This window comes from Actinotalea subterranea, assembly GCF_008364845.1.
Lineage (GTDB): Bacteria > Actinomycetota > Actinomycetes > Actinomycetales > Cellulomonadaceae > Actinotalea > Actinotalea subterranea.
Genome location: NZ_VTTP01000005.1, coordinates 102,827 through 123,027, shown reverse-complemented (window position 1 = coordinate 123,027; position 20,201 = coordinate 102,827). Strand labels below are relative to the sequence as shown.

The 20,201-nt window shown below is 74.2% G+C and carries 19 protein-coding genes; 10 read left to right on the top strand and 9 right to left on the bottom strand.

The window, feature by feature from the left end:
* Window positions 1–209 precede the first annotated feature (209 nt).
* Window positions 210–1,166, top strand: coding sequence for a sugar-binding transcriptional regulator (locus tag FZ988_RS10770; protein WP_149204030.1), 957 nt, complete (start codon window positions 210–212; stop codon window positions 1,164–1,166).
* Between the two features lie 232 nt (window positions 1,167–1,398).
* On the top strand, window positions 1,399–1,902 hold the full coding sequence (locus FZ988_RS10765) for an amino-acid N-acetyltransferase (protein ID WP_188079078.1): 504 nt from the start codon (window positions 1,399–1,401) through the stop codon (window positions 1,900–1,902).
* A gap of 27 nt (window positions 1,903–1,929) precedes the next feature.
* Here the strand turns inward: FZ988_RS10765 and FZ988_RS10760 are convergent, their stop codons facing one another.
* Both FZ988_RS10760 and FZ988_RS10755 read right to left on the bottom strand, forming a co-directional pair.
* Window positions 1,930–2,853: an aminoglycoside phosphotransferase family protein gene (locus tag FZ988_RS10760; RefSeq protein WP_149204028.1), complete on the bottom strand. Its 924-nt coding sequence runs from the start codon at window positions 2,851–2,853 to the stop codon at window positions 1,930–1,932.
* A gap of 83 nt (window positions 2,854–2,936) precedes the next feature.
* Window positions 2,937–3,833, bottom strand: a complete 897-nt coding sequence (locus tag FZ988_RS10755; protein WP_425457975.1) for an HhH-GPD family protein — start codon at window positions 3,831–3,833, stop codon at window positions 2,937–2,939.
* A 92-nt stretch (window positions 3,834–3,925) separates the two neighbouring features.
* On the opposite strand from FZ988_RS10755, the gene FZ988_RS10750 reads away from it, so the two are divergent.
* Window positions 3,926–4,558 (top strand): hypothetical protein, encoded by a 633-nt coding sequence (locus tag FZ988_RS10750; RefSeq protein WP_149204027.1) that lies wholly within the window; start codon window positions 3,926–3,928, stop codon window positions 4,556–4,558.
* Between the two features lie 129 nt (window positions 4,559–4,687).
* Here the strand turns inward: FZ988_RS10750 and FZ988_RS10745 are convergent, their stop codons facing one another.
* From FZ988_RS10745 to radA, 5 genes are all read right to left on the bottom strand, one after another.
* Complete coding sequence (locus FZ988_RS10745; RefSeq protein WP_149204026.1) at window positions 4,688–5,095, bottom strand: VOC family protein; 408 nt, start codon at window positions 5,093–5,095, stop codon at window positions 4,688–4,690.
* A gap of 50 nt (window positions 5,096–5,145) precedes the next feature.
* The gene (locus FZ988_RS10740; RefSeq protein WP_188079071.1) at window positions 5,146–5,775 is read right to left on the bottom strand and encodes a PKD domain-containing protein; all 630 of its coding nucleotides are present in this window, start codon (window positions 5,773–5,775) and stop codon (window positions 5,146–5,148) included.
* A gap of 224 nt (window positions 5,776–5,999) precedes the next feature.
* Window positions 6,000–6,674, bottom strand: a complete 675-nt coding sequence (locus FZ988_RS10735; protein ID WP_149204024.1) for a DUF6318 family protein — start codon at window positions 6,672–6,674, stop codon at window positions 6,000–6,002.
* A gap of 288 nt (window positions 6,675–6,962) precedes the next feature.
* Complete coding sequence (disA, locus tag FZ988_RS10730; RefSeq protein WP_149204154.1) at window positions 6,963–8,018, bottom strand: DNA integrity scanning diadenylate cyclase DisA; 1,056 nt, start codon at window positions 8,016–8,018, stop codon at window positions 6,963–6,965.
* A 54-nt stretch (window positions 8,019–8,072) separates the two neighbouring features.
* The gene (gene radA / locus FZ988_RS10725) at window positions 8,073–9,479 is read right to left on the bottom strand and encodes a DNA repair protein RadA (RefSeq protein WP_149204023.1); all 1,407 of its coding nucleotides are present in this window, start codon (window positions 9,477–9,479) and stop codon (window positions 8,073–8,075) included.
* 340 nt (window positions 9,480–9,819) lie between these two features.
* Between radA and FZ988_RS10720 the strand changes: the two genes are divergently transcribed.
* The 7 genes from FZ988_RS10720 to FZ988_RS10690 all read left to right on the top strand — a co-directional run bounded on the left by FZ988_RS10720 (window position 9,820) and on the right by FZ988_RS10690 (window position 17,451).
* On the top strand, window positions 9,820–11,427 hold the full coding sequence (locus FZ988_RS10720) for an HNH endonuclease signature motif containing protein (protein WP_149204022.1): 1,608 nt from the start codon (window positions 9,820–9,822) through the stop codon (window positions 11,425–11,427).
* 286 nt (window positions 11,428–11,713) lie between these two features.
* Window positions 11,714–12,322, top strand: coding sequence for a TetR/AcrR family transcriptional regulator (locus FZ988_RS10715; protein ID WP_188079070.1), 609 nt, complete (start codon window positions 11,714–11,716; stop codon window positions 12,320–12,322).
* 320 nt (window positions 12,323–12,642) lie between these two features.
* Entirely contained in the window at window positions 12,643–13,419 is a 777-nt protein-coding gene (locus FZ988_RS10710; protein WP_149204020.1) for an ABC transporter ATP-binding protein, read from the top strand.
* Window positions 13,416–14,147: an ABC transporter permease gene (locus FZ988_RS10705; protein ID WP_149204019.1), complete on the top strand. Its 732-nt coding sequence runs from the start codon at window positions 13,416–13,418 to the stop codon at window positions 14,145–14,147. The genes FZ988_RS10710 and FZ988_RS10705 overlap by 4 nt, the downstream gene beginning before the upstream one ends.
* Window positions 14,148–14,520: 373 nt before the next feature.
* Entirely contained in the window at window positions 14,521–15,453 is a 933-nt protein-coding gene (locus FZ988_RS18540; protein ID WP_188079069.1) for a hypothetical protein, read from the top strand.
* A gap of 157 nt (window positions 15,454–15,610) precedes the next feature.
* Window positions 15,611–16,444, top strand: a complete 834-nt coding sequence (gene proC / locus FZ988_RS10695; RefSeq protein WP_149204018.1) for a pyrroline-5-carboxylate reductase — start codon at window positions 15,611–15,613, stop codon at window positions 16,442–16,444.
* Window positions 16,441–17,451, top strand: a complete 1,011-nt coding sequence (locus FZ988_RS10690; RefSeq protein ID WP_342781224.1) for a LacI family DNA-binding transcriptional regulator — start codon at window positions 16,441–16,443, stop codon at window positions 17,449–17,451. The genes proC and FZ988_RS10690 overlap by 4 nt, the downstream gene beginning before the upstream one ends.
* A 138-nt stretch (window positions 17,452–17,589) precedes the next feature.
* Here the strand turns inward: FZ988_RS10690 and FZ988_RS10685 are convergent, their stop codons facing one another.
* Entirely contained in the window at window positions 17,590–19,224 is a 1,635-nt protein-coding gene (locus FZ988_RS10685; protein ID WP_149204017.1) for an ABC transporter permease, read from the bottom strand.
* Window positions 19,221–20,156 carry an ABC transporter ATP-binding protein gene (locus tag FZ988_RS10680; protein WP_149204016.1) on the bottom strand — a complete coding sequence of 312 codons (936 nt, stop codon included), beginning with the start codon at window positions 20,154–20,156 and terminating at the stop codon, window positions 19,221–19,223. Before FZ988_RS10680 ends, FZ988_RS10685 begins: the two co-directional genes overlap by 4 nt.
* Window positions 20,157–20,201: the final 45 nt, after the last annotated feature.

Sequence of the window (20,201 nt, the reverse complement as noted above, 5' to 3'; positions counted from 1 at the left end):
TCGGCGGTACGCCGTGTCGCGGGAGCACGGGCGCCCCGAGGGGACGGGGCGTCCCGGGAGAGCAGGGTGTCGGTCGCGCGACAGCCCTATGCTGACCAGGCGCGAACGAACGCGCAACCTCAGTGCACGAACGTGCACGCACGGGTTCGGCGGCCCGGCCCCGCGTGAGACGCGGGCGTGGCGGCTGCACGCAGGAAGGGGACGCCGCGATGGCGGACACCGAGCGCGAGGACGTGCTGCGCGCGGCCTCCATGTACTACCTGCAGGACCTCAAGATGGAAGTCATCGCGCGGCACCTGGGTACGTCCCGGTCCACCGTGTCACGGCTCATCAAGCGGGCTCGCGAGACGGGCATCGTCGAGATCACGCTCCGCCCCGCGCGCACGCGCGCACCCGGCCTGCGGCACACGATCGCCCGACGGTACGGCGTCGAGGCGTACGTGGCGCCCGTCGCCGACTCGGCGACCGAGGTCGACCGGCTCGAGCAGGTCGCGCTCACCACTGCGAAGCTCGTGGGCACGTGGTTCGACTCCGACATGGTCCTCGGCATCGCGTGGGGGACGACGCTCGCGGCCGTCGGTCGGCACCTCAGCCCCAAGACGACGCGGGGGAGCGCCGTCGTGCAGCTCAACGGCGCCGCGAACACGCGCACGAGCGGCATCGAGTACGCGAGCGACCTCATCTCCGGCTTCGGCGCGGCGTTCGACGCGACCGTGCACCACTTCCCCGTCCCGGCGTTCTTCGACTACCCCGAGACCAAGGCCGCGATGTGGCGCGAACGGTCGGTCCGCCGGGTGCTCGACGTGCAAGGACGTGCAGACATCGCGCTCTTCGGGGTGGGCGCCGTGGGCGGCGGGCTGCCGAGCCACGTGTACGCCGCCGGCTACCTCGACGCCGAGGACATCACCCTCCTGCACGACGAGGGGGTCGTCGGCGACGTGTGCACCGTGTTCCTGCGCGCCGACGGGAGCTACCGCGACGTGGCGCTCAACGCGCGCGCGACCGGGCCCACACCCGCCGAGCTCCAACGCATCCCGCGGCGCGTCTGCGCAGTCGCCGGGGACAACAAGGTCGCCCCCCTGCGCGCCGCGCTCGCGGCTGGCGTCGTCACCGACCTCGTGATCGACGAGCTCACGGCCGAGGCCCTCGTCGCGCCGCGCGCCTGACACCCGGCGTACTGACGTCCGACGACGCCCTGGCGCCCGACCCGCGCCGCGGTGCCCCCCGCCCGGACGCCCTGACACCTGGCGGCGCCGTGCCCGTCGGAACGTGGGCGGGCGGGCGCGGACGTCGGCGCGTGTTCTAGCGTGAGCGACTGTGAGCCCAGCGAGCGGCCTGAGCGGCCGGACGAACCCGGCGGGCGCGCCTGCGCCTGCGTCCGCGACTGCGTCCGCACCTGTGCAGCCGTTCTCGGTGCGCGCCGCCCTCCCGCGCGACGTCCGCGAGATCCGGGACCTCGTCACGCCCTACGCGGACGAGCGGATCCTGCTGCCCAAGGAGCTCGTCGGGTACTACGAGGCCGTCCAGGAGTTCGTGGTCGCGCAGGACGAGACGACGGCCGTCATCGGCTGCGGTGCGCTGCACGTCCTGTGGTCCGACCTGGCCGAGGTCCGCACGCTCGCCGTGCATCCCGCGTGGCGCGGCCGCGGCGTCGGGCACGCGCTGCTCGACGTGCTGGTCGAGCGTGCCCGCGCCCTCGGGCTGGGCCGCCTGTTCTGCCTGACGTTCGAGGTCGCGTTCTTCGAGGCGCACGGCTTCCACCCGATCGCCGGGACCCCCGTCGACGCCGACGTCTACGCGGAGATGCTCCGTTCGCACGACGACGGGGTCGCGGAGTTCCTCGACCTCGCGCGGGTCAAGCCGAACACCCTCGGCAACACGCGCATGCTCCTCGAGCTGTAGCCGGCTCGCGTCGCGGGGGGCCGTCCGTCAGTCCTGCACGGCCTTGACGACGGCGACCGCGACGGTCAGGGCGCGGCGGTCGTCCGAGGTGAGCCCGCCGGGCCTGTGCTCGGCGTCGGCGAGCGTCCACAGCGCGAAGCACATGCAGCGCACGACGACCCAGTCCCGGGCCCGGTCGGCGTCGAGGCCAGCCGTCCCCACGACCGTGTCGAGCCGTGCGCGGACAGCCCAGCGCGGGTCGCCCGACGCGGCGGCGTCGTCCCACCGGTTCCACAGGAGTGGTGCGACCTCGTAGTGCGGGTCGCCGGACAACGGCTTGGGGTCGATCGCGAGCCAGGGTTCGCGGTCCGCCGCCAGGACGTTCGTGTAGTGCAGGTCGGTGTGGACCAGGGTGCCGTCGGTGGCGGGGTCGGCGGCGAGCGCACGGCCGAGGCTGACGGCCTGCTCGACGTAGCGTCTCGGTACGGGTGCGCTGCGGGGCAGGGCGGCGAGCTCGTCGGTCCACCGTGCCACGCACGACGAGAGGGTCGTCAGCTGGGGCGGTGCGGGGACGTGGAGCCGCGGGTACAGGCCGGCGACGACCGCGCACGCCTCGACGTCGTCGAGCGCCGTGAGGTCGGTCGGGTGGGCGCGCTCGAGGAGCAGCGCGAGGTGGTGGGGGTCGGCGCGCAGCAGCTCGACGGCGCCGTCGCCGTGCCACCGTTGCAGCGCGACGTGCTCCGTGCGCGCCTCCCAGTGCGGCCAGGTGAGCTTGAGCACCGCGGGCCGGTCCTCAGGTGTGCGCACCGGGACGGCGATCGCGCACTCGCCGTGGCGGGCCTGCCCGTCCGGGGTGAGCTCCCACCCGGTCAGGACGTCGCGGAGCAGGCGGGGGAGGGCGTCCAGCCACTCCTGCCACGCGGCCCCGCGGGCGGCGTGCGCGAGGAATGTCGGCGGGATCTCGACGGTCATCGGGCCGGGCCTGAGTCGGGTGGCGTCATCGGGGCAGCCGCGGGTCGGTCGGTGTCATCGGGCCAGCCGCGGGTCGGTCGGTGTCATCGGGGCAGCCGGTAGGTGCGGGGCCCGCCGGGGACGGGCTCGTGGGCCTCGGCGAGCCCGTCGGCGACGAGCGAGGCGAGCGCCCGGGCGCGTTGCGCGTCGTCGGGCCAGTGCTGGGCGAGGTCCGTCTCGGTGGTCGGTGCGTCGGTGGCGCGCAGCACGGCCATGACTCGTCCGCGCGCCTGCCGGTCGGTCCCGGCCCACGCCTGGCGTCGGCGTCGGTCGGCATGCGCGTCGGCGGGGTGGCCCGCGGCGCGCCAGCCGCAGAGCCCGGCGACGGGACAGTCCGTGCATCGTGGGGCGCGCGCGGTGCAGACGAGTGCGCCGAGCTCCATGACCGCAGCGTTCCACCGCGTCGCGGTGGCGTCGTCGGGCGGCACGACGTCGTCGGCGCGGCGGAGCTCGGCGGCGCCCAGGTGAGGTGGCGGGAGGGCCTGGCCGTCGAGGGTGCGGGCCAGCACGCGGCGCACGTTCGTGTCGAGCACGACGGCGCGGCGGCCGTGCGCGAAGGCCGTCACGGCGGCGGCGGTGTACGTGCCCACACCGGGGAGGGCGAGGAGCTGCACGGTGTCGGTGGGCAGGTCGCCGTCGTGCAGCGCGACGACGGCCCGTGCGCACTCCTGGAGGCGCAGCGCCCGGCGGGGGTAGCCGAGGCGGTCCCACGCTCGGAGCACGTCGGCGGGCGTCGCGGCCGCGAGGTCGGCGGGCGTGGGCCAGCGCTCCATCCAGGCGCGCCACGCGGGCTCGACCCGCTGCACGGGCGTCTGCTGGAGCATGACCTCGCTCACGAGGACACCCCAGGGCGTCCGGTCGGGGGCACGCCACGGGAGGTCGCGGGCGTGCGCGTCGAACCACGTGACGACCGGTGCGACGAGCGGATGCTGCACCCGCAGATCATGCCTGATCGAGGTGCCTCGCGACGCACGGCGCGGCTCCGCCCGGAATGTGCCGTCAGGACCTACCTTGACCTCGAGGAGGGCAGCTGATGAGCACGGTCCTGCGTCCCGTCGGTCCCCAGCCGGACCGCGTCTACTGGGTGCGTCGCGCGGTCGTCCTGGCGGCGCTCGTCGTCGTGCTCCTCGTGGCCTGGTTCGCGTTCTCCGCGCTGCGGGGCGGTGGTGACGCCGACGCCGGGCAGGACGGGCCGGGCGAGGGAACCGTCGAGGAGGGCGCGACCGTGCCCGACGACGATGCCGCCGCGGCGCCCGAGGAGGGCGCCACCGGGCCCACGGTCTGCGCCGGCACGGACCTGACGCTCACGCTCACCGCCGACGCGCGGAGCTACGCAGCCGGCGTGCAGCCGGTGTTCGCGTTCGCCGTGACGAACACGGGCGCCGCGAGTTGCACCGTCGACATGGGCGAGGCGCAGCGTGAGGTCCTCATCACGTCGGGCACCGACCGGATCTGGAGCTCGCGCGACTGCCTGGCCGAGGCGCCCGAGCAGCTGCTCCTGCTCGAGCCGGGTGCGCGCAGCGACGCGTTCGTCCCCTGGGGGCGGGGCCGTTCCGCCGAGGGTTGCACGCAGGGCCTGCCCGAGCCGCGGCCCGGCACGTACAGCGCGGTCGTCACGATGCTCGGCGCGACCAGCGAGCCCGTGGTGTTCGACCTGGGTGAGTGATCGCTCGGCCGCGGGTGCCTGGGCGGCCGGGGCTGGGTGGCGGGTGTTGGGCGGCCGGGGCTGGGCGGTTGCTGGGCGGCGGTTGCTGAGCGGGGAACGGCGGGTGGTGGCGCTCTCAGGGGCCGTGCGTCAGCTCTTCGCGGTGAGCTCTGACGGTGTGCTGCGCAGGAGGCAGAACTCGTTGCCCTCAGGGTCGGCGAGGACGCGCCACGGGACGTCGCCCTGGCCGATGTCGACGGGTGTGGCACCGAGCCCGAGGAGGCGCGCGAGCTCGGTCGCCTGGGACGACCCGTCGGTGGGCCGGACGTCGAGGTGCAGCCGGTTCTTGATCGTCTTGGTCTCGGGCACGGCGACGAAGAGGATGCCGTGGAGGTCGTCCGTGCCGGCGTCGCCGGAGGCTCCGGAAGGGGGGCCGATCCAGGCCTCGTCGTCGTCGGCCTCGGGGTCGAGGCGCCAGCCGAGGACGTCGGCCCACCACGCGGCGAGGCGGCGCGGCTCTGCGGCGTCGACGGACAGCTGGCTGATGAGGATGCCCATCGCTGCACGGTAGCCATCGATCGCCCCGTCCACATCTGGATATCGCGGGGTCAGGTGGTGGGTTCTGCGACGAGGTGGGTGGTCGCTTCTTCGGCGGTGGTGGTGAGGGCGGGTGAGGTTGTGGTTGCGGTGCCTGGGATGGGCAGCCAGGGGCCGGTGCCTGCGATCTGGTACTCGCCGCTCCAGGCGGTGGTGAGCGTGAGGGTGTAGGTGCCGGCGCTGGTGTAGGGGTGGGTGACGCTCTGGTGGGGCCAGGGTCGGCCGGGGTCGGTGGTGGTCAGCGGTGGTGTGCCGTCGCCGAAGTCCCAGGTGTAGGTGCTGGGGGTGGCGCGCACGGTGACGGGGGTCCCGAGGACCTCGGTGGTCAGGGTCTGCGGGGTGGGGTCGGTGTGGGCGATGAGGTCGACGTTGACGAGGTTGCGGCCGTCGGCGGGCTGCACCGCGGGCTGCGAGGGTGTCAGCGGGAGCCGGCGGAAGTCTTCGACCGTGAAGACGACGGTGGTGTCGGGGTCTTCGGGGCAGCCGCCGTTGTCGACCTGCTCCCACGGGCTCAGGCCCATGCCTGTGGCGGGGTCGACCTCGCGGCGGAACAGGGGGTCGAGCGCCGTCGTGCCGTCCGCGCACGTGCGCACCACGGGGATCGAGTCGATCCCGTCGATGCAGGACGTGAAGCGCGGCATCGAGTCGAGGGAGCCGCAGCGGACGTGGGGTAGTCGGGCGTGCTGATACTGGACACCACCTTGCCCGGCCGGTGCGGCCCCAATCTCCGAGCCCTCTTGGTGCGCTGAGATCGTGATGCTGGCGTCGTCGACCCGGGGTCGGATCCACCCGTCTCGATCGGTCGCAGCCGTGGAGCTCCACGCCGAAACGCTCAGAACTGCGCCCGTCATCACCGCGACTGCTATCACGGGACATACACCGCGGCACCTCGTTCGAGGCTGACCTCGACGAGCGTCCAGCCGTTTGAGGAGTAGACGGTGTCGACGTAGACGGTCGCCTTCTCCTCAGGAAGAGCGTCGATCACTGTGCCTGCCGCGTCGAGCTCTGTCCCCTCCTCGACCGTGTACGAGATCTCCACGGTGTAGCCACCGAGCATGTCGTTTCGGCCCAGGACATTTCCCGGCTCGTGAGTGAGCGCACCACCCGTGAACCTGCCGCCGCTCGCGAAGACGGCTTGGACATCGTCACGGACACTCGAGCAGAACCCGCAGTCCTGAGCACTGATCTCGTCCCAGCGTGCGGTGTCCCCGGTACCCATGACGTAGGGAAAGAGGTCAAGGAAGTAGCCAGCGGCGGCCGCTGCGCCGATGTCGTCATCCCGCTGCATCTCGACGGGAGTCTCGGGCAGAGCGGCCGGCTCTTCAGCGGTCGTTTCGATCGGCGTCGGTTGGGTAGGTGTTGGGCTGGTCGCCGGGGGCGTCGGCTCAGGAGGTAGCTGTCGCGAGGTGCAGGCAGTCGCCGTTAGGACTGTCGCCATGATCAGGGTGACGACCAGCCTCGCGCCGGATTCGGGTTGGCGTCTTGCGCACCACGGACGTAGCCCCATCGCGCCAGTCCTCGCGCGGAGGTCGCCGACCATGACAGGGCGAGACCGCCCAGAGCCACGCGCCCTGGAGGATCCGTCCGGACTCACCGAACGTGACAGAACCTGCCAAATCGCCCCCTGCTTCATGCTGTGGACCCTAGCAACGACTTGGTCGTCGTCGGGGCGAGGCGTGTTCTTTCCTGTGGACAAGGGGCCCTGGCTCGCTCTCCCGGACAGGTCGGGTTGGCTGATCGTGGCGCCGCGGTGGCGATGCTGAGTGAGGCAGTGGCTGGCGGGCTGACGCGAGGCCAGTGCCCCCGCCGTCGCGCTCGGTCCCGTACGTCAGACGTAGCGCTCGAGGATGCTCGACTCGGCGAGACGTGAGAGGCCCTCGCGCACGGCGCGGGCGCGCTGCTCGCCGACGCCGTCGACGGCCATGAGCTCGTCGATGCCTGCGGCGAGCAGCTTCTGGAGGCCGCCGAAGTGGCCGACGAGGCGGTCGACGATCGTGCCGGGCAGCCGGGGGACCTTGGACAGGAGCCGGTAGCCGCGGGGGCCGACGGCGCCGTCGAGGGAGTCGTCGGCCGATGCGAGGCCGAGGATCCGCGCGATGTGCGCGAGGTCGAGCAGCTCGTTCGCGTCGAGGTTGGCGAGGGAGGTCTGCACCTCAGCGAGGTGCTTCGCGGACCGGCTGGCCTCGATGTAGTCGCGGATCACGAGCTGGCGGTCGGAGCCGATGCCGCCGACGAGCTCGTCGAGCTGCAGGGCCATGAGCCGACCGTCGGTGCCGAGCTCCACGACGTAGCCCGCGATCTCCTCGGAGATGCGCCGGACCATCTCGAGGCGTTGCACGACGGCGGCGACGTCCCGCACGGTGACCAGGTCCTCGATCTCGAGCGCCGAGAGCGTGCCGCTCACCTCGTCGAGACGCGACTTGTAGCGCTCGAGGGTGGCGAGCGCCTGGTTGGCCCGCGACTGGATCACGTCGGAGCCTTCGAGCACGTACCGCGAACCGCCCACGTACAGCGCGATGATCCGCATCGACTGGCTCACCGACACGACCGGGAAGCCGGACTGCTTCGCGACCCGCTCCGCCGTTCGGTGCCGGGTGCCCGACTCGGTCGTCTCGATGGTCGAGTCCGGCAACAGCTGGACGGCGGCGCGCAGGATGCGAGCCGAGTCGCGGTCGACGACGATCGCGCCATCCATCTTCGCGAGCTCGCGCAGGCGGGTGGCGGAGAACTCGACGTCGAGGGCGAAGCCGCCCGAGCACATCGACTCGACGACCTTGTCGTGCCCCAGCACGATGAGCGCGCCGGTGCGCCCCCGGAGGATGCGTTCGAGGCCGTCGCGCAGCTCGGTGCCAGGGGCGACGGCAGCGAGGGTGGAGCGCAGCATGTCCTCGGCGGAGCGCTCGGTGGTGACCACGTGCGAATCGTACGCGAGCGGCGGCTACGCCGACCGGAGGCGCGAGCCGCGGGAGAGCTCGAGTGCATGGCCGAGATGGCTCGCCTCGAGGAGCTCCAGTCCGTCGAGGGCTTGACCGGGCTCGACGCCTCCCACCGGGACCACGGCGCGCCGGAACCCGAGCCGTCGTGCTTCCGCGAGGCGTCGGGTGAGACCCACGACGGGCCGGATCTCCCCGGCGAGGCCGACCTCACCGACCGCCACGAGTCCGTCCGCGAGCGCGACGTTCTCCATGCCGCTCGCCGTGGCGAGCGCAACGGCGAGGTCGGATGCAGGCTCCGCCACACGGGCGCCCCCGATGGTCGACACGTAGACGTCCTTGTCGGCGAGCGGCACACCGGCTCGCCGCTGGAGCACGGCGAGGATCATCGCGAGCCGGCTCGAGTCGACGCCGCTCGTGGTGCGCCGGGGGTTGCTCAGCATCGATGGCACGACGAGCGCCTGGACCTCGGTGGCGAGCGGGCGTCGGCCCTCGAGCGTGACCGTGACGCACGTCCCGGCGACGTGGTGCACGGCATGTGAGAGGAAGAGCCCGCTCGGGTCCGCGAGCCCGACGATGCCGTGCTCCGAGAGGTCGAAGCACCCGACCTCGTCCGTCGGGCCGTACCGGTTCTTCGTCGCCCGGACCATCCGCAGCCGCGAGTGCCGGTCTCCCTCGAACTGGCACACCACGTCGACGAGGTGCTCGAGAGTGCGCGGTCCCGCGACGCTGCCGTCCTTGGTGACGTGGCCGACGAGGACCGCTGGGATGTCACGTTCCTTGGCGACCGCGATGAGCGCCGCGGCGACCTCACGAACCTGGCTGACGCCGCCCGGGGCCCCGTCGACCTGGGCGGAGCCGATGGTCTGGACGGAGTCGACGACGATCATCGTGGGTCTGCTCGCCTCGATGTGCCCGAGCACGGTCCCCAGGTCCGTCTCGGCGGCGAGGAGCAGGTCGGGCGCGAGCGCGTGGATCCGCTCGGCGCGCAGCCTCACCTGTCCCGCGGACTCCTCTCCCGTGATGTAGAGGACTCTCTGCCCGTCGGCCCTGGCGACCCGCGCGGCGACGTCGAGCAGGAGGGTCGACTTGCCCACGCCCGGCTCGCCGGCCATGAGGACCACCGCGCCCGGCACGAGCCCGCCGCCGAGCACGCGATCCAGCTCTCCGACGCCGGTCGGCCGTGCTCGCGCAGCCTCGACGTCGATCTCGCCGATGGGGCGGGCGGGCGCACGCGCCGCCGTCGTCGCGACCGTGCGGGGCCCCGAGGACGTGGGTGCGTCCTCGACGACTGTTCCCCACGCCTGGCACTCGCCGCAGCGACCGGCCCACTTGGCGGCGGTCCAGCCGCACTCGGTGCACGCGTAGCCGGGGCGTTGGGTCTTCGCGGTGCGCGCTGAGGTGGATGCCACGCCGGGAAACGTAGCTGGTGGGTCTGACACGCGAGGCCTCGCGCGCGGAGACGCGTGGGGCCATCAGGGGTCGCCACCGGCCGACGGGCGTGAGGCCTCGCGCGCGCGGACATGCTCGCCGGCTCGGGGGAGTCGGTGAACGCCTCGATCGCGAGGCCTCGCGCGCGCGGATGTTCTTGGGGAGTCCCGCTGGGAGTCGAAGCGAGAGGCAGGCGCCAAGCTGCCTCTCGCGGGAGCCGAAGGGCGGTCGGTTGGCGGTCGGCGCCGAGCGAGCGGACGGTCCTCGCGGATGGACTCACCGTCGAGCGGGGATGTCAGTGGCCGCCCGTAATGTGCCGGTATGTCCTCCTCGACGCCTGCCGAACCGGCCTTCGCCGGTCGGTCGTCGGCCGCGCACCACGCCGCCGACGCGGTGCCCACGGGCACGCTCGCGCGGGTCCAGGGCTGGGTCGAGCGTCACCCGCTGGCGGCTTCCCTCGAGGCGGCGGTGCCGAGCGGCGCGCTCGCTGCGGGTCTGAGCTCGCTCGACCTGGCTGCGATCGACGACGTGGCTCTCGTGGAGGTCGTCGCGGCGTGGGAGCGGATCGCGTCGTGGGTCGCGGCCGCACAGGCGACAGGCGTGGCGGAGCTCGTGCGGCGCGCTGCGGGGGGCGCCGGAGACGAGTTCGTGGCCGACGAGCTCGCCGCTCGCCTCGCCACGAGCCGGCGGTCCGCGGCGAACACGGTAGCCCTGGCGGTCGCCCTGGATGAGGCCCCGGAGGTCCACGACGCTCTCGCCGCGGGCCGCGTGGACGTCCGGAAGGCGCGCGTGCTCACGGAGGACCTGTCACACCTGCCACGCACTCAGCAGGTCGCGATCCGAGCGGCCCTGCTGCCCGACGCCGCGGCGCGGACGGCCCCGCAGCTGCGGCTGGCGGCGCGGCGGGCCGAGCTCGTCCTCGATCCCGACGCGGCGGCGCGGCGCTCCGAGCGTGCCGCGGCGCGCAGATGCGTCAGCCTGACGCCTGCGCCCGACTCGATGGCCTGGCTCACCGCGTACCTCCCCGCCGTGGATGCGACGACGGTGCTCACTGCCGTCGACGCGATCGCCGCGACCTCAGCCCCGGACGATGCGAGACCCATGGACGCGAGGCGGGCGGACGCGCTGGTGGATGTCATGCGCAGCGTGCTCGACTCGGGCGTCGCACCGCACGGCGAACCCCTGCCGGAGCAGCAGCGACGACGGCCGCACGTGCGGATCACGATGAGTGCCGAGACGCTCCTCGGTCTGAGCGCGCGTCCCGCCGAGCTCGCCGGCTATGGGCCCATCCCGCCCGACGTCGCACGCCTCGTCGCGACCGACGCGACGTGGCAGGGCGTCCTCACCGACCTTGCTCAGGGCGGGCGTCCGGTGGCTGCATCGGCGGGCTACCGCCCCAGCGCGGCTCTCGTCGAGGCGATCCTCGACCGCGACCCGACGTGCACGTTCCCCGGCTGCCGGGTGCCTGCCCCCCTGTGCGACGTCGACCACATCGACCCGTACCGGGCGCCACCCGGTCACCCCGCTGAACCGGGGCGGGGCGGACGCGCGCAGGCCGGTGTCGCTGCTGGGGTCGGGAGGCGTGACGCTCCCCGCCCGGCCGCAGCGCGCCGTCAGACGCGGGCCGACAACCTCCAGCCGCTGTGCCGACACCACCACCGGCTCAAGACGTTCTCGCGGTGGGGCTCGAACCTCGATCCGGCGACAGGCGTGCTCACCTGGACCGCTCCCAACGGAACGCAGTACACGAGGGAGCCGATCACCACGCTCGAGGTAGACCCCCCGTACCGGCGCACTCGTCTTCGGGCCCGCCCGGCTGACGCCCCGCTCGGCGCTCGACCATCTCAGGCGGGGCGGGAGCGCGGGGGAGAGGCGGGGCCGCGCAGAAGGGACGGGAGGAGGCCGCGCGATGACCGGCCACCCTTCTAGCGCTCGTGACCGCACGACGCCTCGGTCGCGCCCGCAGCGCGTCGCCGTGCGGCGCGAAGACGTATCCGCATCGCGTCACCGCGCGGCCCGGAGCCCCCGCAGCGCCGAGCCCCGGCAGAGCGTCACCGTGCGGCGCGGAGCCCCCGCAGCGCGTCGCCGTGCGGTGGGAGCCCCCGCGGCGCGGAGCCCCCGCAGCGCCGAGTGCGGGCCTGCGCCTCGCGCCCGCGCCGCAGTGCCGCACAGCCGCTGGCCCGTGCGGCAGGCGACCCCACCTACGCTTGCGGGCATGGCGGACCAGCAGCGCCGCGGGCGACGAGCGGGGGGCGAAGGTGCTCGGGGCGAGATCCTCGGCGCGGCGCGAGCCGAGTTCGGCGAGCGTGGCTACGACGCTGCGAGCATCCGGGCGGTCGCCCGACGGGCGGCCGTCGACCCGGCTCTCGTCCGCTACTACTTCCCGGACGGCAAGGCTCAGCTGTTCTCGGCGACGATCGCCGACCTCGGCCTCAACCCTGCGGACATCGCGGCCCGCATCGTCACCGGCGGGGTCGAGGGGCTGGGAGCTCGGCTCGTCGCTGCCGTCCTCGAGATCTGGGACGCCCCCGGCGGACGAGAGCGATTCCGCATGATCTTCGCCGCAGCGGCCTCGACCAACCAGGGGCAGACGATCCGCGAGTTCCTCAGCCGAGAGGTCCTGTCCCACGTCGCCCACATCATGACGGGCCCAGACGTCCCGTTGCGCGTCAACCTCGCGGCGTCTCAGGTTGCCGGTCTCCTCGTCGCGCGGCACGTGCTGCAGTTCGAACCACTCGCATCGGCCCCCGCCTCCCAGGTCATCGAGACGGTCGGGCGCGCCGTACAGACCTACTTCGACGACCCGTCGACCCCGACGAACTGAGCACTGGCACCGAGGGCGTCGCACGGCGTCGCCGAGCTGCTGAGCTGCCGGTCCGAATTGCGCCCAGCGGCTGAGCTGCCACGCTGCTGGCTCGCTGCGACGTCGGGGCTCCTGGGTACCCCAGCCGCTGGGTGCCGACTCACGCGGGCTGCGGATCGACCGGGCCGCCGAGTTGCCGGGCCGCGATCGACCGGACCGGACCGCGCCGGCCCGCGGATCGGCTGGACCGCCGGGTTGCGGATCGACCGGACCGCCGGACCTTCGACTCTCCGGGCCCTTCGTCCTTGTGCCCCGCGTTCGCCAGGTGCAGTATTCCTCACATGAGGAAAACCAGCGGCACCGCGGTGCGGATCTCGGGCCTCGGCGTCGTGCGCGGGTCCGGCAGGCGACGCGTCGAGGTGATCCGTGGCCTCGACGTCGTCGTCCCCTCCGGTGAGGTCGTCGGGCTCCTGGGGCCGAGCGGCAGCGGCAAGACGACGCTCATGCGCGCCGTCGTCGGGGTCCAGGACAACGTGACCGGCCTCGTCGAGGTCCTCGGGCGACCGGCCGGCCACCCGAGCCTTCGTCGTCGCGTCGGGTACGTCACCCAGGCGCCGAGCGTGTACGCCGACATCTCCGTCGTCGAGAACCTCCGCTACTTCGCCCGCCTCCTCGGCGCGAGCGAGGACGACGTCGTGCGCAGCCTCGCCGACGTCGACCTGACCCCGCTCGCGGACCGACGCGTGGGCGTCCTGTCCGGCGGCGAACGGTCACGCGTCTCGCTCGCCCTCGCGCTGCTCGCATCCCCGGAGCTGCTCGTCCTCGACGAACCGACGGTCGGGCTCGACCCCGTGCTCCGCCGCGACCTGTGGGCGCTCTTCCGCCGGCTCGCCGACCGCGGCACCTCTCTCCTGGTCAGCAGCCACGTCATGGACGAGGCCCTGCGGTGCGACCGCCTGCTCCTGATGCGCGACGGGCACCTCCTCGCCGACGGCACGCTGGCCGAGCTGCTCGCCCGCACCGGCACCGCCGACATCGAGGCCGCATTCCTCGCCCTCGTCGAGGACGAGCACCCCCCGGTGGGCGACGACCCCCACGACGAGGAGACCGGACGATGAACCCCACCTCGACCCTCGCCACCGCAGGTCGCGTCCTGCGGCAGATCCGCAACGACCCGCGGACGATCGGCATCCTCATCGCCCTCCCGTGCGTGCTCGTGGGGCTCGTCGCGTGGATGTTCGACGGGACGCCGGTGCTCGACCAGTTCGGCCCGCTCCTCGTCGGCCTGTTCCCGCTCATCGTGATGTTCCTGGTGACGAGCGTCGCCACGTTGCGCGAGCGCCAGTCAGGCACGCTCGAGCGGCTCATGACCACACCGGTCGGCAAGGCCGACGTCGTCGTGGGCTACGCCCTCGCCTTCGGGGCCATCGCCGTGCTCCAGGCGTGCGTGCTCGCGGCCTTCACCGTGTGGGTGTGCGGCATGGACGTCGCCGGCGAGCTGTGGGTGGTCCTGCTCGTCGCGGTGCTGGACGCCGTGCTGGGCACGGCCCTGGGGCTCGCCGCGTCCGCCGTCGCACGCACCGAGTTCCAGGCGGTCCAGCTGATGCCCGTCATCATCTTCCCCCAGCTGATCACGTGCGGGCTGCTCATGCCCCGCGACGCCATGCCGGCCGCCCTCGAGGCCGTCTCGCGCGTCCTCCCGCTGACGTACGGGATGGAGGCGCTGCAGGACCTGGCCGCCGGCGCCGGGTTCGCGGAGGTCCGCGGTGCGATCGGCGTCGTCGTCCTCTTCATCGTCGGCGCGCTCGTCCTCGGCGCCACGACCCTGCGCCGCCGCACACCCTGACGGCGCCCGGCGCGGCGGGAGGGGGTCCGGCGCGGATCCTGGGACCCGGCGGACGGGACGCGGTCCCTGACGGCGGCGCGCGGTGCGGCAAGGAGCGGCAAGCAGATGACGCGGTCCCTGACAGCGGCGCGCGGTGCGGCAAGGAGATGACGCGGCCCCCGGCCACGGCGCCCGGTGCGGTGGGGAGAGGACGCGGCCGCTGGCGACGGCGCCCGGCACCGCGGGAGGCGCCTCGCAGTCGGCGGATCCCGGGACCGGCCGGCGACGACCCGGCCCGGGCGACGACGCTCGACAGGCGAGCGGGGCCGGGTGCGGGGCGCCCGCGGGTGCAGGCCATAGGCTGGCCGCGCAGAGCACCGGCAGGGAGAGGCGAATGAGCGACAGCACCGGCAGGATCGGCGGCACCCTCGGGAACGGCTCCGGGGACGACGGTCGGGGCTCGTGGCCCTTCGACCAGATGGGCGGTACCGGCGCAGGCGCCCACGCCCAGTCCTCGGCGACGCCCCCGGGCACGCCCGTCTCGCGCAGCGACGCCCGGCGCGGCGCCATGCCCGCCTCGGTCCCGCCCGAGCGCGCGGGTCACGCCGGAGCGGTCGGACCGGACGACGACGGCCCCACCGGTCGTCGCCGGCCCCCCGTCTGGCTGCTCGCCGGGGCCGGTGTGCTCGTGGTCGGTGCCGTCGTCGCCGGCGTCCTGCTCATGAACAACCGTGGTGGCGGCGAGACGCCGGAGGCCGAGACGGTCACGCTCCCGGCCCCCACCCCGACGATCGCGCCCGTCGAACGTGCCGCCGGCACGGCGTTCTTCGACGCGCTCCCGTCCACCGTGCTCTCGTACGCGCTCACCGAGGCCGCGGCGTCCCCCGACCTGCTCGCCGCCGGCGCGCTCGAGAGCTACCGCCTCGTGTACTCCGACGGCGGCACGACGACCCTCACGACCCTCGCGGGTCAGTGGGCCACCGCAGAGGCCGCGACCGGCGCCTACCAGCGCGCCGTGACGCAGCTCACCGCCGCCGCGGGAGCCCCCGCCGACGACGCAGCCGCAGGTGACGACGCAGCCACCGACGACGCAGCCACCGACGACGCGGCGGCCGACGACGCAGCGGCCGACGACGCGGCAGCCGACGACGCGCTCACCCTCGAGGAGGGCGCCGTCACGGTCGACGGGACCGAGGTCGGGCGCTACACGTTCGTGCCGCGCGCCGACGGGACCGGCACCGTCGTGTGGACCAACGGGTCGGTCCTCGTGCAGGTCGACGGACCCGCCGAGGCCCTGCGCGACGTGCACGCGGGCTACACCCTCTGACGTGCCGGCACACCCGGCCGGGACGCCCGGCCCCTGACGGGGGCAGGCCGGCCGGGACACCTGGCCCCTGACGGGGGGCAGGCCGGCCGGGACGCCTGGCCCCTGACGGGGGCAGGTCAGCCGGCCCACCCCAGCACCACCAGCGAGGAGCACAGCGATGGACCAGGCAGCCCGTCCGCTCGGCCGTGTCGCCCTGCTGGGCGGCGGTGTCATGGGCGAGGCGATCCTCGCGGCGGCCCTGCGTGCAGGCGTCGACGTCGAGGACCTCGCGGTGAGCGAGCCGTCGGCCAGGCGTGCCACCGAGCTCGCCGAGCGCTACGGCGTGCGCGCCGCCGACGGCAACGCCAAGGTCGCGTCCCGGGCCGACCTCGTGGTCGTGGCCCTCAAGCCCAAGGACGTCGCGGGCGTGCTCGAGGAGGTCGGACCCGCGCTGCGGCCCGGCACGGTCGTCGTGAGCGTCGCCGCCGGTCTTCCGATCGCCTTCTACGAGAAGCGCCTGCCCGCGGGCACGCCCGTGGTGCGCGTCATGCCCAACACGCCGGCCGTCGTCGGGCAGGGTGCCGGTGCCATGAGCGCGGGGACCTCCGCGACCCCGGCCCACATGGAGGCCGTCGGCAGGCTCCTGGCCGGGACGGGCCTCGTGCTCGAGGTCGCCGAGAAGGACCTGGACGCCGTCACGGCGATCTCGGGCTCCGGCCCCGCCTACGTGTTCTACCTCGTCGACGCCCTCGCGGAGGCGGGCGTGCTGCTCGGCCTGACGCGCGAGCAGGCCTCCCGGCTCGCGCTCGCGACGTTCCGGGGCTCGGCCGCGTTGCTCGAGGAGACCGGCGAGCACCCGGTGATCCTGCGCGAGCGCGTCTCCTCGCCCGGCGGCACCACGGTCGCCGGCCTGCGCGAGCTCGACGCGCACGGCGTCCGTGCCGCGGTCCTCGCCGCCGCGGAGGCCGCACGCGACAGGGCGCGTGCGCTCGCCGCGGAGCTGGACGGGTGAACACGCCGCGCCCGCCGGCGATGAGCGACGTGGCCGCCGTCGCCGGGGTCTCGCACCAGACCGTCTCGCGGGTGCTCAACGGCCACCCGAGCGTGCGCCCCGAGACGCGGCAGCGTGTCCTCGACGCGATCACCCAGCTCGGGTACCGGCGCAACACCGCGGCGCGGGCGCTCGTCACGCGACGGACCGCGACCATCGGCGTGGTCACCTCCGGCTCCGCCCTCTTCGGGCCCACCAGCACGCTCATCGCTGTCGAGGTCGCCGCACGTGACGCCGGGCTCTTCGTGAGCGTCGCGACCGTGCCCCGCTGGGAGGCGGCGGGCATGCACGAGGTGCTCGAGCACTTCATGTCCCAGGGCGTCGAGGGCGTCGTCGTCATCGCTGCGCACGACGAGGCGATCGAGGCGGTGCAGGTCTTCGCGGCGCCCGTGCCCGTGGTCATGGTCGGCCCGAAGGAGCTGCCCGGGGGCCGCCTGCACACCGTCGCCGTCGACCAGTACGAGGGCGCGCGGCTCGCGACCCGGCACCTGCTCGACCTGGGGCACCGCGACGTCGTGCACCTCGCGGGGCCCGTCGACTGGCTCGACGCCCGCGCGCGCGTGCGCGGCTGGCGTGACGCCCTGGAGGAGGCCGGGCTGACCGCACCCGAGCCCATCGAGGGTGACTGGAGCGCGGGGCGCGGGTACGAGGTCGGCCTCGACCTGGTGCGCGACGGGCTCCCGTCCGCGGTGTTCGCCGCCAACGACCAGCTCGCGCTCGGCCTCCTGCGGGCGTTCGCGGAGCACGGCGTGCGGGTGCCCGACGACGTGTCCGTGGTGGGGTTCGACGACGTCGACGGCTCCGCCCACTTCTACCCGCCGCTGACGACCGTGCGGCAAGACTTCACCGCGCTGGGCCGGCGCTGCATGGACATCCTGCTCGCGGCGATCGAGGGCGAGCACCCGGCGCCCGAGCTCATCGAGCCGCGGCTCGTCGTCCGCGCGAGCAGCGGACCGCCGGGACGCTGACCAGACTCCGCCCGGACGCTGCCGACGCGCCCGCCCGACGGTGCCGACGAGCCCGCCGGACGCTGACCACGCGCCGACCCGGACGCTGCTGACCAGCCCGCTCGACGCCGCCCGCCGGCCCTGCGGCGAGTTCGCGCGTCACGCGCCGATCGCGAGGTCCCGGTGCCTGAACGCGGCGAAGCCCACCGCGGCGAGAGCGATCGCGACCGCCGAGAGCCACAGCACGGGCGTCGCGTCGAACGGCTCCGCGGGGACCAGTGGCACGTGCGTGAAGGGCGAGACGTCGAGCAGCCACTGCGGCAGCTCGAACAGCTTGCCCAGCTGGCCCATGACGAGCGCCGCGGCGAGGGCGAACCACGTGATCGGGCCCGCCCACCTGGGGAGCACCCCGAACACCGCGACCACGAACCCGCCGAGCGCGAGCGCGGCCGGGACCTGCACCGCCGCGGCGGCGAGAAGGTCCCCGACCCCCTCGGCCCACCGGCCGCTCGCGGCACCGTAGGAGAGCCCTGCGGCCAGACCGGCCGTGAGCAGCACCAGCGCGGTGCCGCCCGCGACGATCGCCACGTGGCTCGCGAGCCACCGACGACGGTCGACCGCGGCCGCCAGCACCGGCTCGACCCGGCCGGCCACCTCCTCGGCGCGCATCCGCAGGAGCCCCTGGACGACGTACCCGCCCGCTGCGACGCCGATGATCGCCATCGTGAGCACGTAGTACACGTCGACGGGGTCACCGCCGGGCGCGAGCGACTGGAGCATCGCGCGCATCGGCTCGTTGTCGGCGAGGTACGTCTCGACGCTGTCCCCGAGCGAGCCGAAGACCGCGCCGAACACGGCGAGCCCGGCGAGCCACACGAGCAGCACCCCGCGCTGGAGCCGCCAGGCGAGCCCGAACGGTGAGCCCAGCGACGCGGCGGCGCGCGCCGGCCCCGCGGGCGCGGGGACCATCCCGGGCCCGATGTCGCGGCGGTCGGCGAGCACGAACGCGATGACCACCAGGGCCACGGTCAGGGCGACGAACAGCCACGCGATCCACCAGTTGTCCTCGGCGTACGGCCGCACCTGCTGCCCCCAGCCGTAGGGCGAGAGCCAGGAGGGCCAGGCGCTCCGCACGACGACGCCCCCGTCGGTCACCTCGCCCGTGACGTCACCGATCGCACGCAGCAGGAACGCGCCGCCCAGGCACGCGGCGGCGGCGGCGTTCGCGGCGCGCGCGGTGCTGAACACCTGTGCGGCGACGGCGGCGGCCGCCGCGAACACCCCGCCCATGCCTGCGGCGGCCATGCCGACGGCCCACGCGCCCGCCCACCCGAGGCCGCTCGGTGCCGCGATCGCCACGGCGCTGACGGCCCCGACCGCCAGGCTCGCGCCGAGCGCCACGACGAGTGCGGCGACGAGCCGGGCGTGCCGGCCGACGGCGGCGGACCCGAGCAGCTCGGCGCGGCCGGTCTCCTCGTCCTGCCGGGTGTGCCGGACGACGGTCTGCGCGGCCATGAGCGCGGTGAGGATCGCGAGGATCTTCCAGCCCTCGACGAGGGCCATCGCCCCCAGCGACGTCCCCGACGCGGGCCCGTCGAAGACCCGGGCCAGGGGGCTGCCCGCGCTGAACGTCGCGGTCGCGACACGGTCGGCCTCGGTCAGGAGCGTCCCCTGGTAGCTGGCGACGACGCCCCAGGCGAGCCCGGCGACGGCCGCGACCCACACCGGCAGCACGACCCGGTCCCGGCGCAGCGCGAGCCGGACGAGGTGCCAGGTCCCCGTGAGCGTGCTCATCGGGAGCTCCCGTTCCCCGACGCGGCGACGGCGAGCGTGCCGAGCTCCTCGCCGTAGTGGCGCAGGAACAGCTCCTCGAGGGACGGCGGCGTGCTCGTGAGACTGATCACGTCCCGCGTCCCGAGGAGGTGCACGACGGCGCCGAGGCCCTCGGCCTCGACCTCGATGCGCGCGGTCCGGCCGCCGTCGGAGATCTTGAGCCCGTGGATCCCGGCGACGGAGCCGAGGTCGTCGAGGGGCTCCCGGGTGGTGACCTCGAGCCTGGTCCGTGTGAGGTGGCGGAGCTGGGCGAGCGTGCCGGTCTCGACGACGCGACCGTCGCGGATGATTGACACGGCGTCGCAGAGCGCCTCCGCCTCGGCCAGGATGTGGCTCGACAGGAGCACGGTGCCGCCCGCGGCGCGCAGCTCGCGCACGACCTCCTGGAACACCGTCTCCATGAGGGGGTCGAGCCCGCTGGTCGGCTCGTCCAGGAGGTAGAGCTCGACGTCGGCGGCCAGCCCCGCGACGAGGGCCACCTTCTGCCGGTTCCCCTTCGAGTACGCCGAGCACCGCTTGGTCGGGTCGAGCTGGAAGCGCTCGACGAGCTCGTCGCGGCGCGCGGTGTCGAGGCCGCCACGGAGGCGGCCCAGGACGTCGATCGCCTCACCACCCGAGAGGTTCGGCCACAGGTGGACGTCGCCCGGGACGTACGCCAGGCGGCGGTGCAGGGCGACGGCGTCGCGCCACGGGTGGCCGCCGAGCACGTCGACCCGGCCGCCGTCCTTGCGCAGGAGGCCGAGCAGCACGCGGATGGTCGTGGACTTGCCGGCGCCGTTCGGACCGAGGAAGCCGTGCACCTGGCCGGGCTCGACGGTGAGGTCGAGGCCGTCCAGGGCGCGGGTGCTCCCGAACGACTTGGTGAGCCCCTCGGCGTGGATGACGTGAGCCATGGCGATCTCCTCGATCGATCTGACAGCGGCTGTCAGTTGACGGTA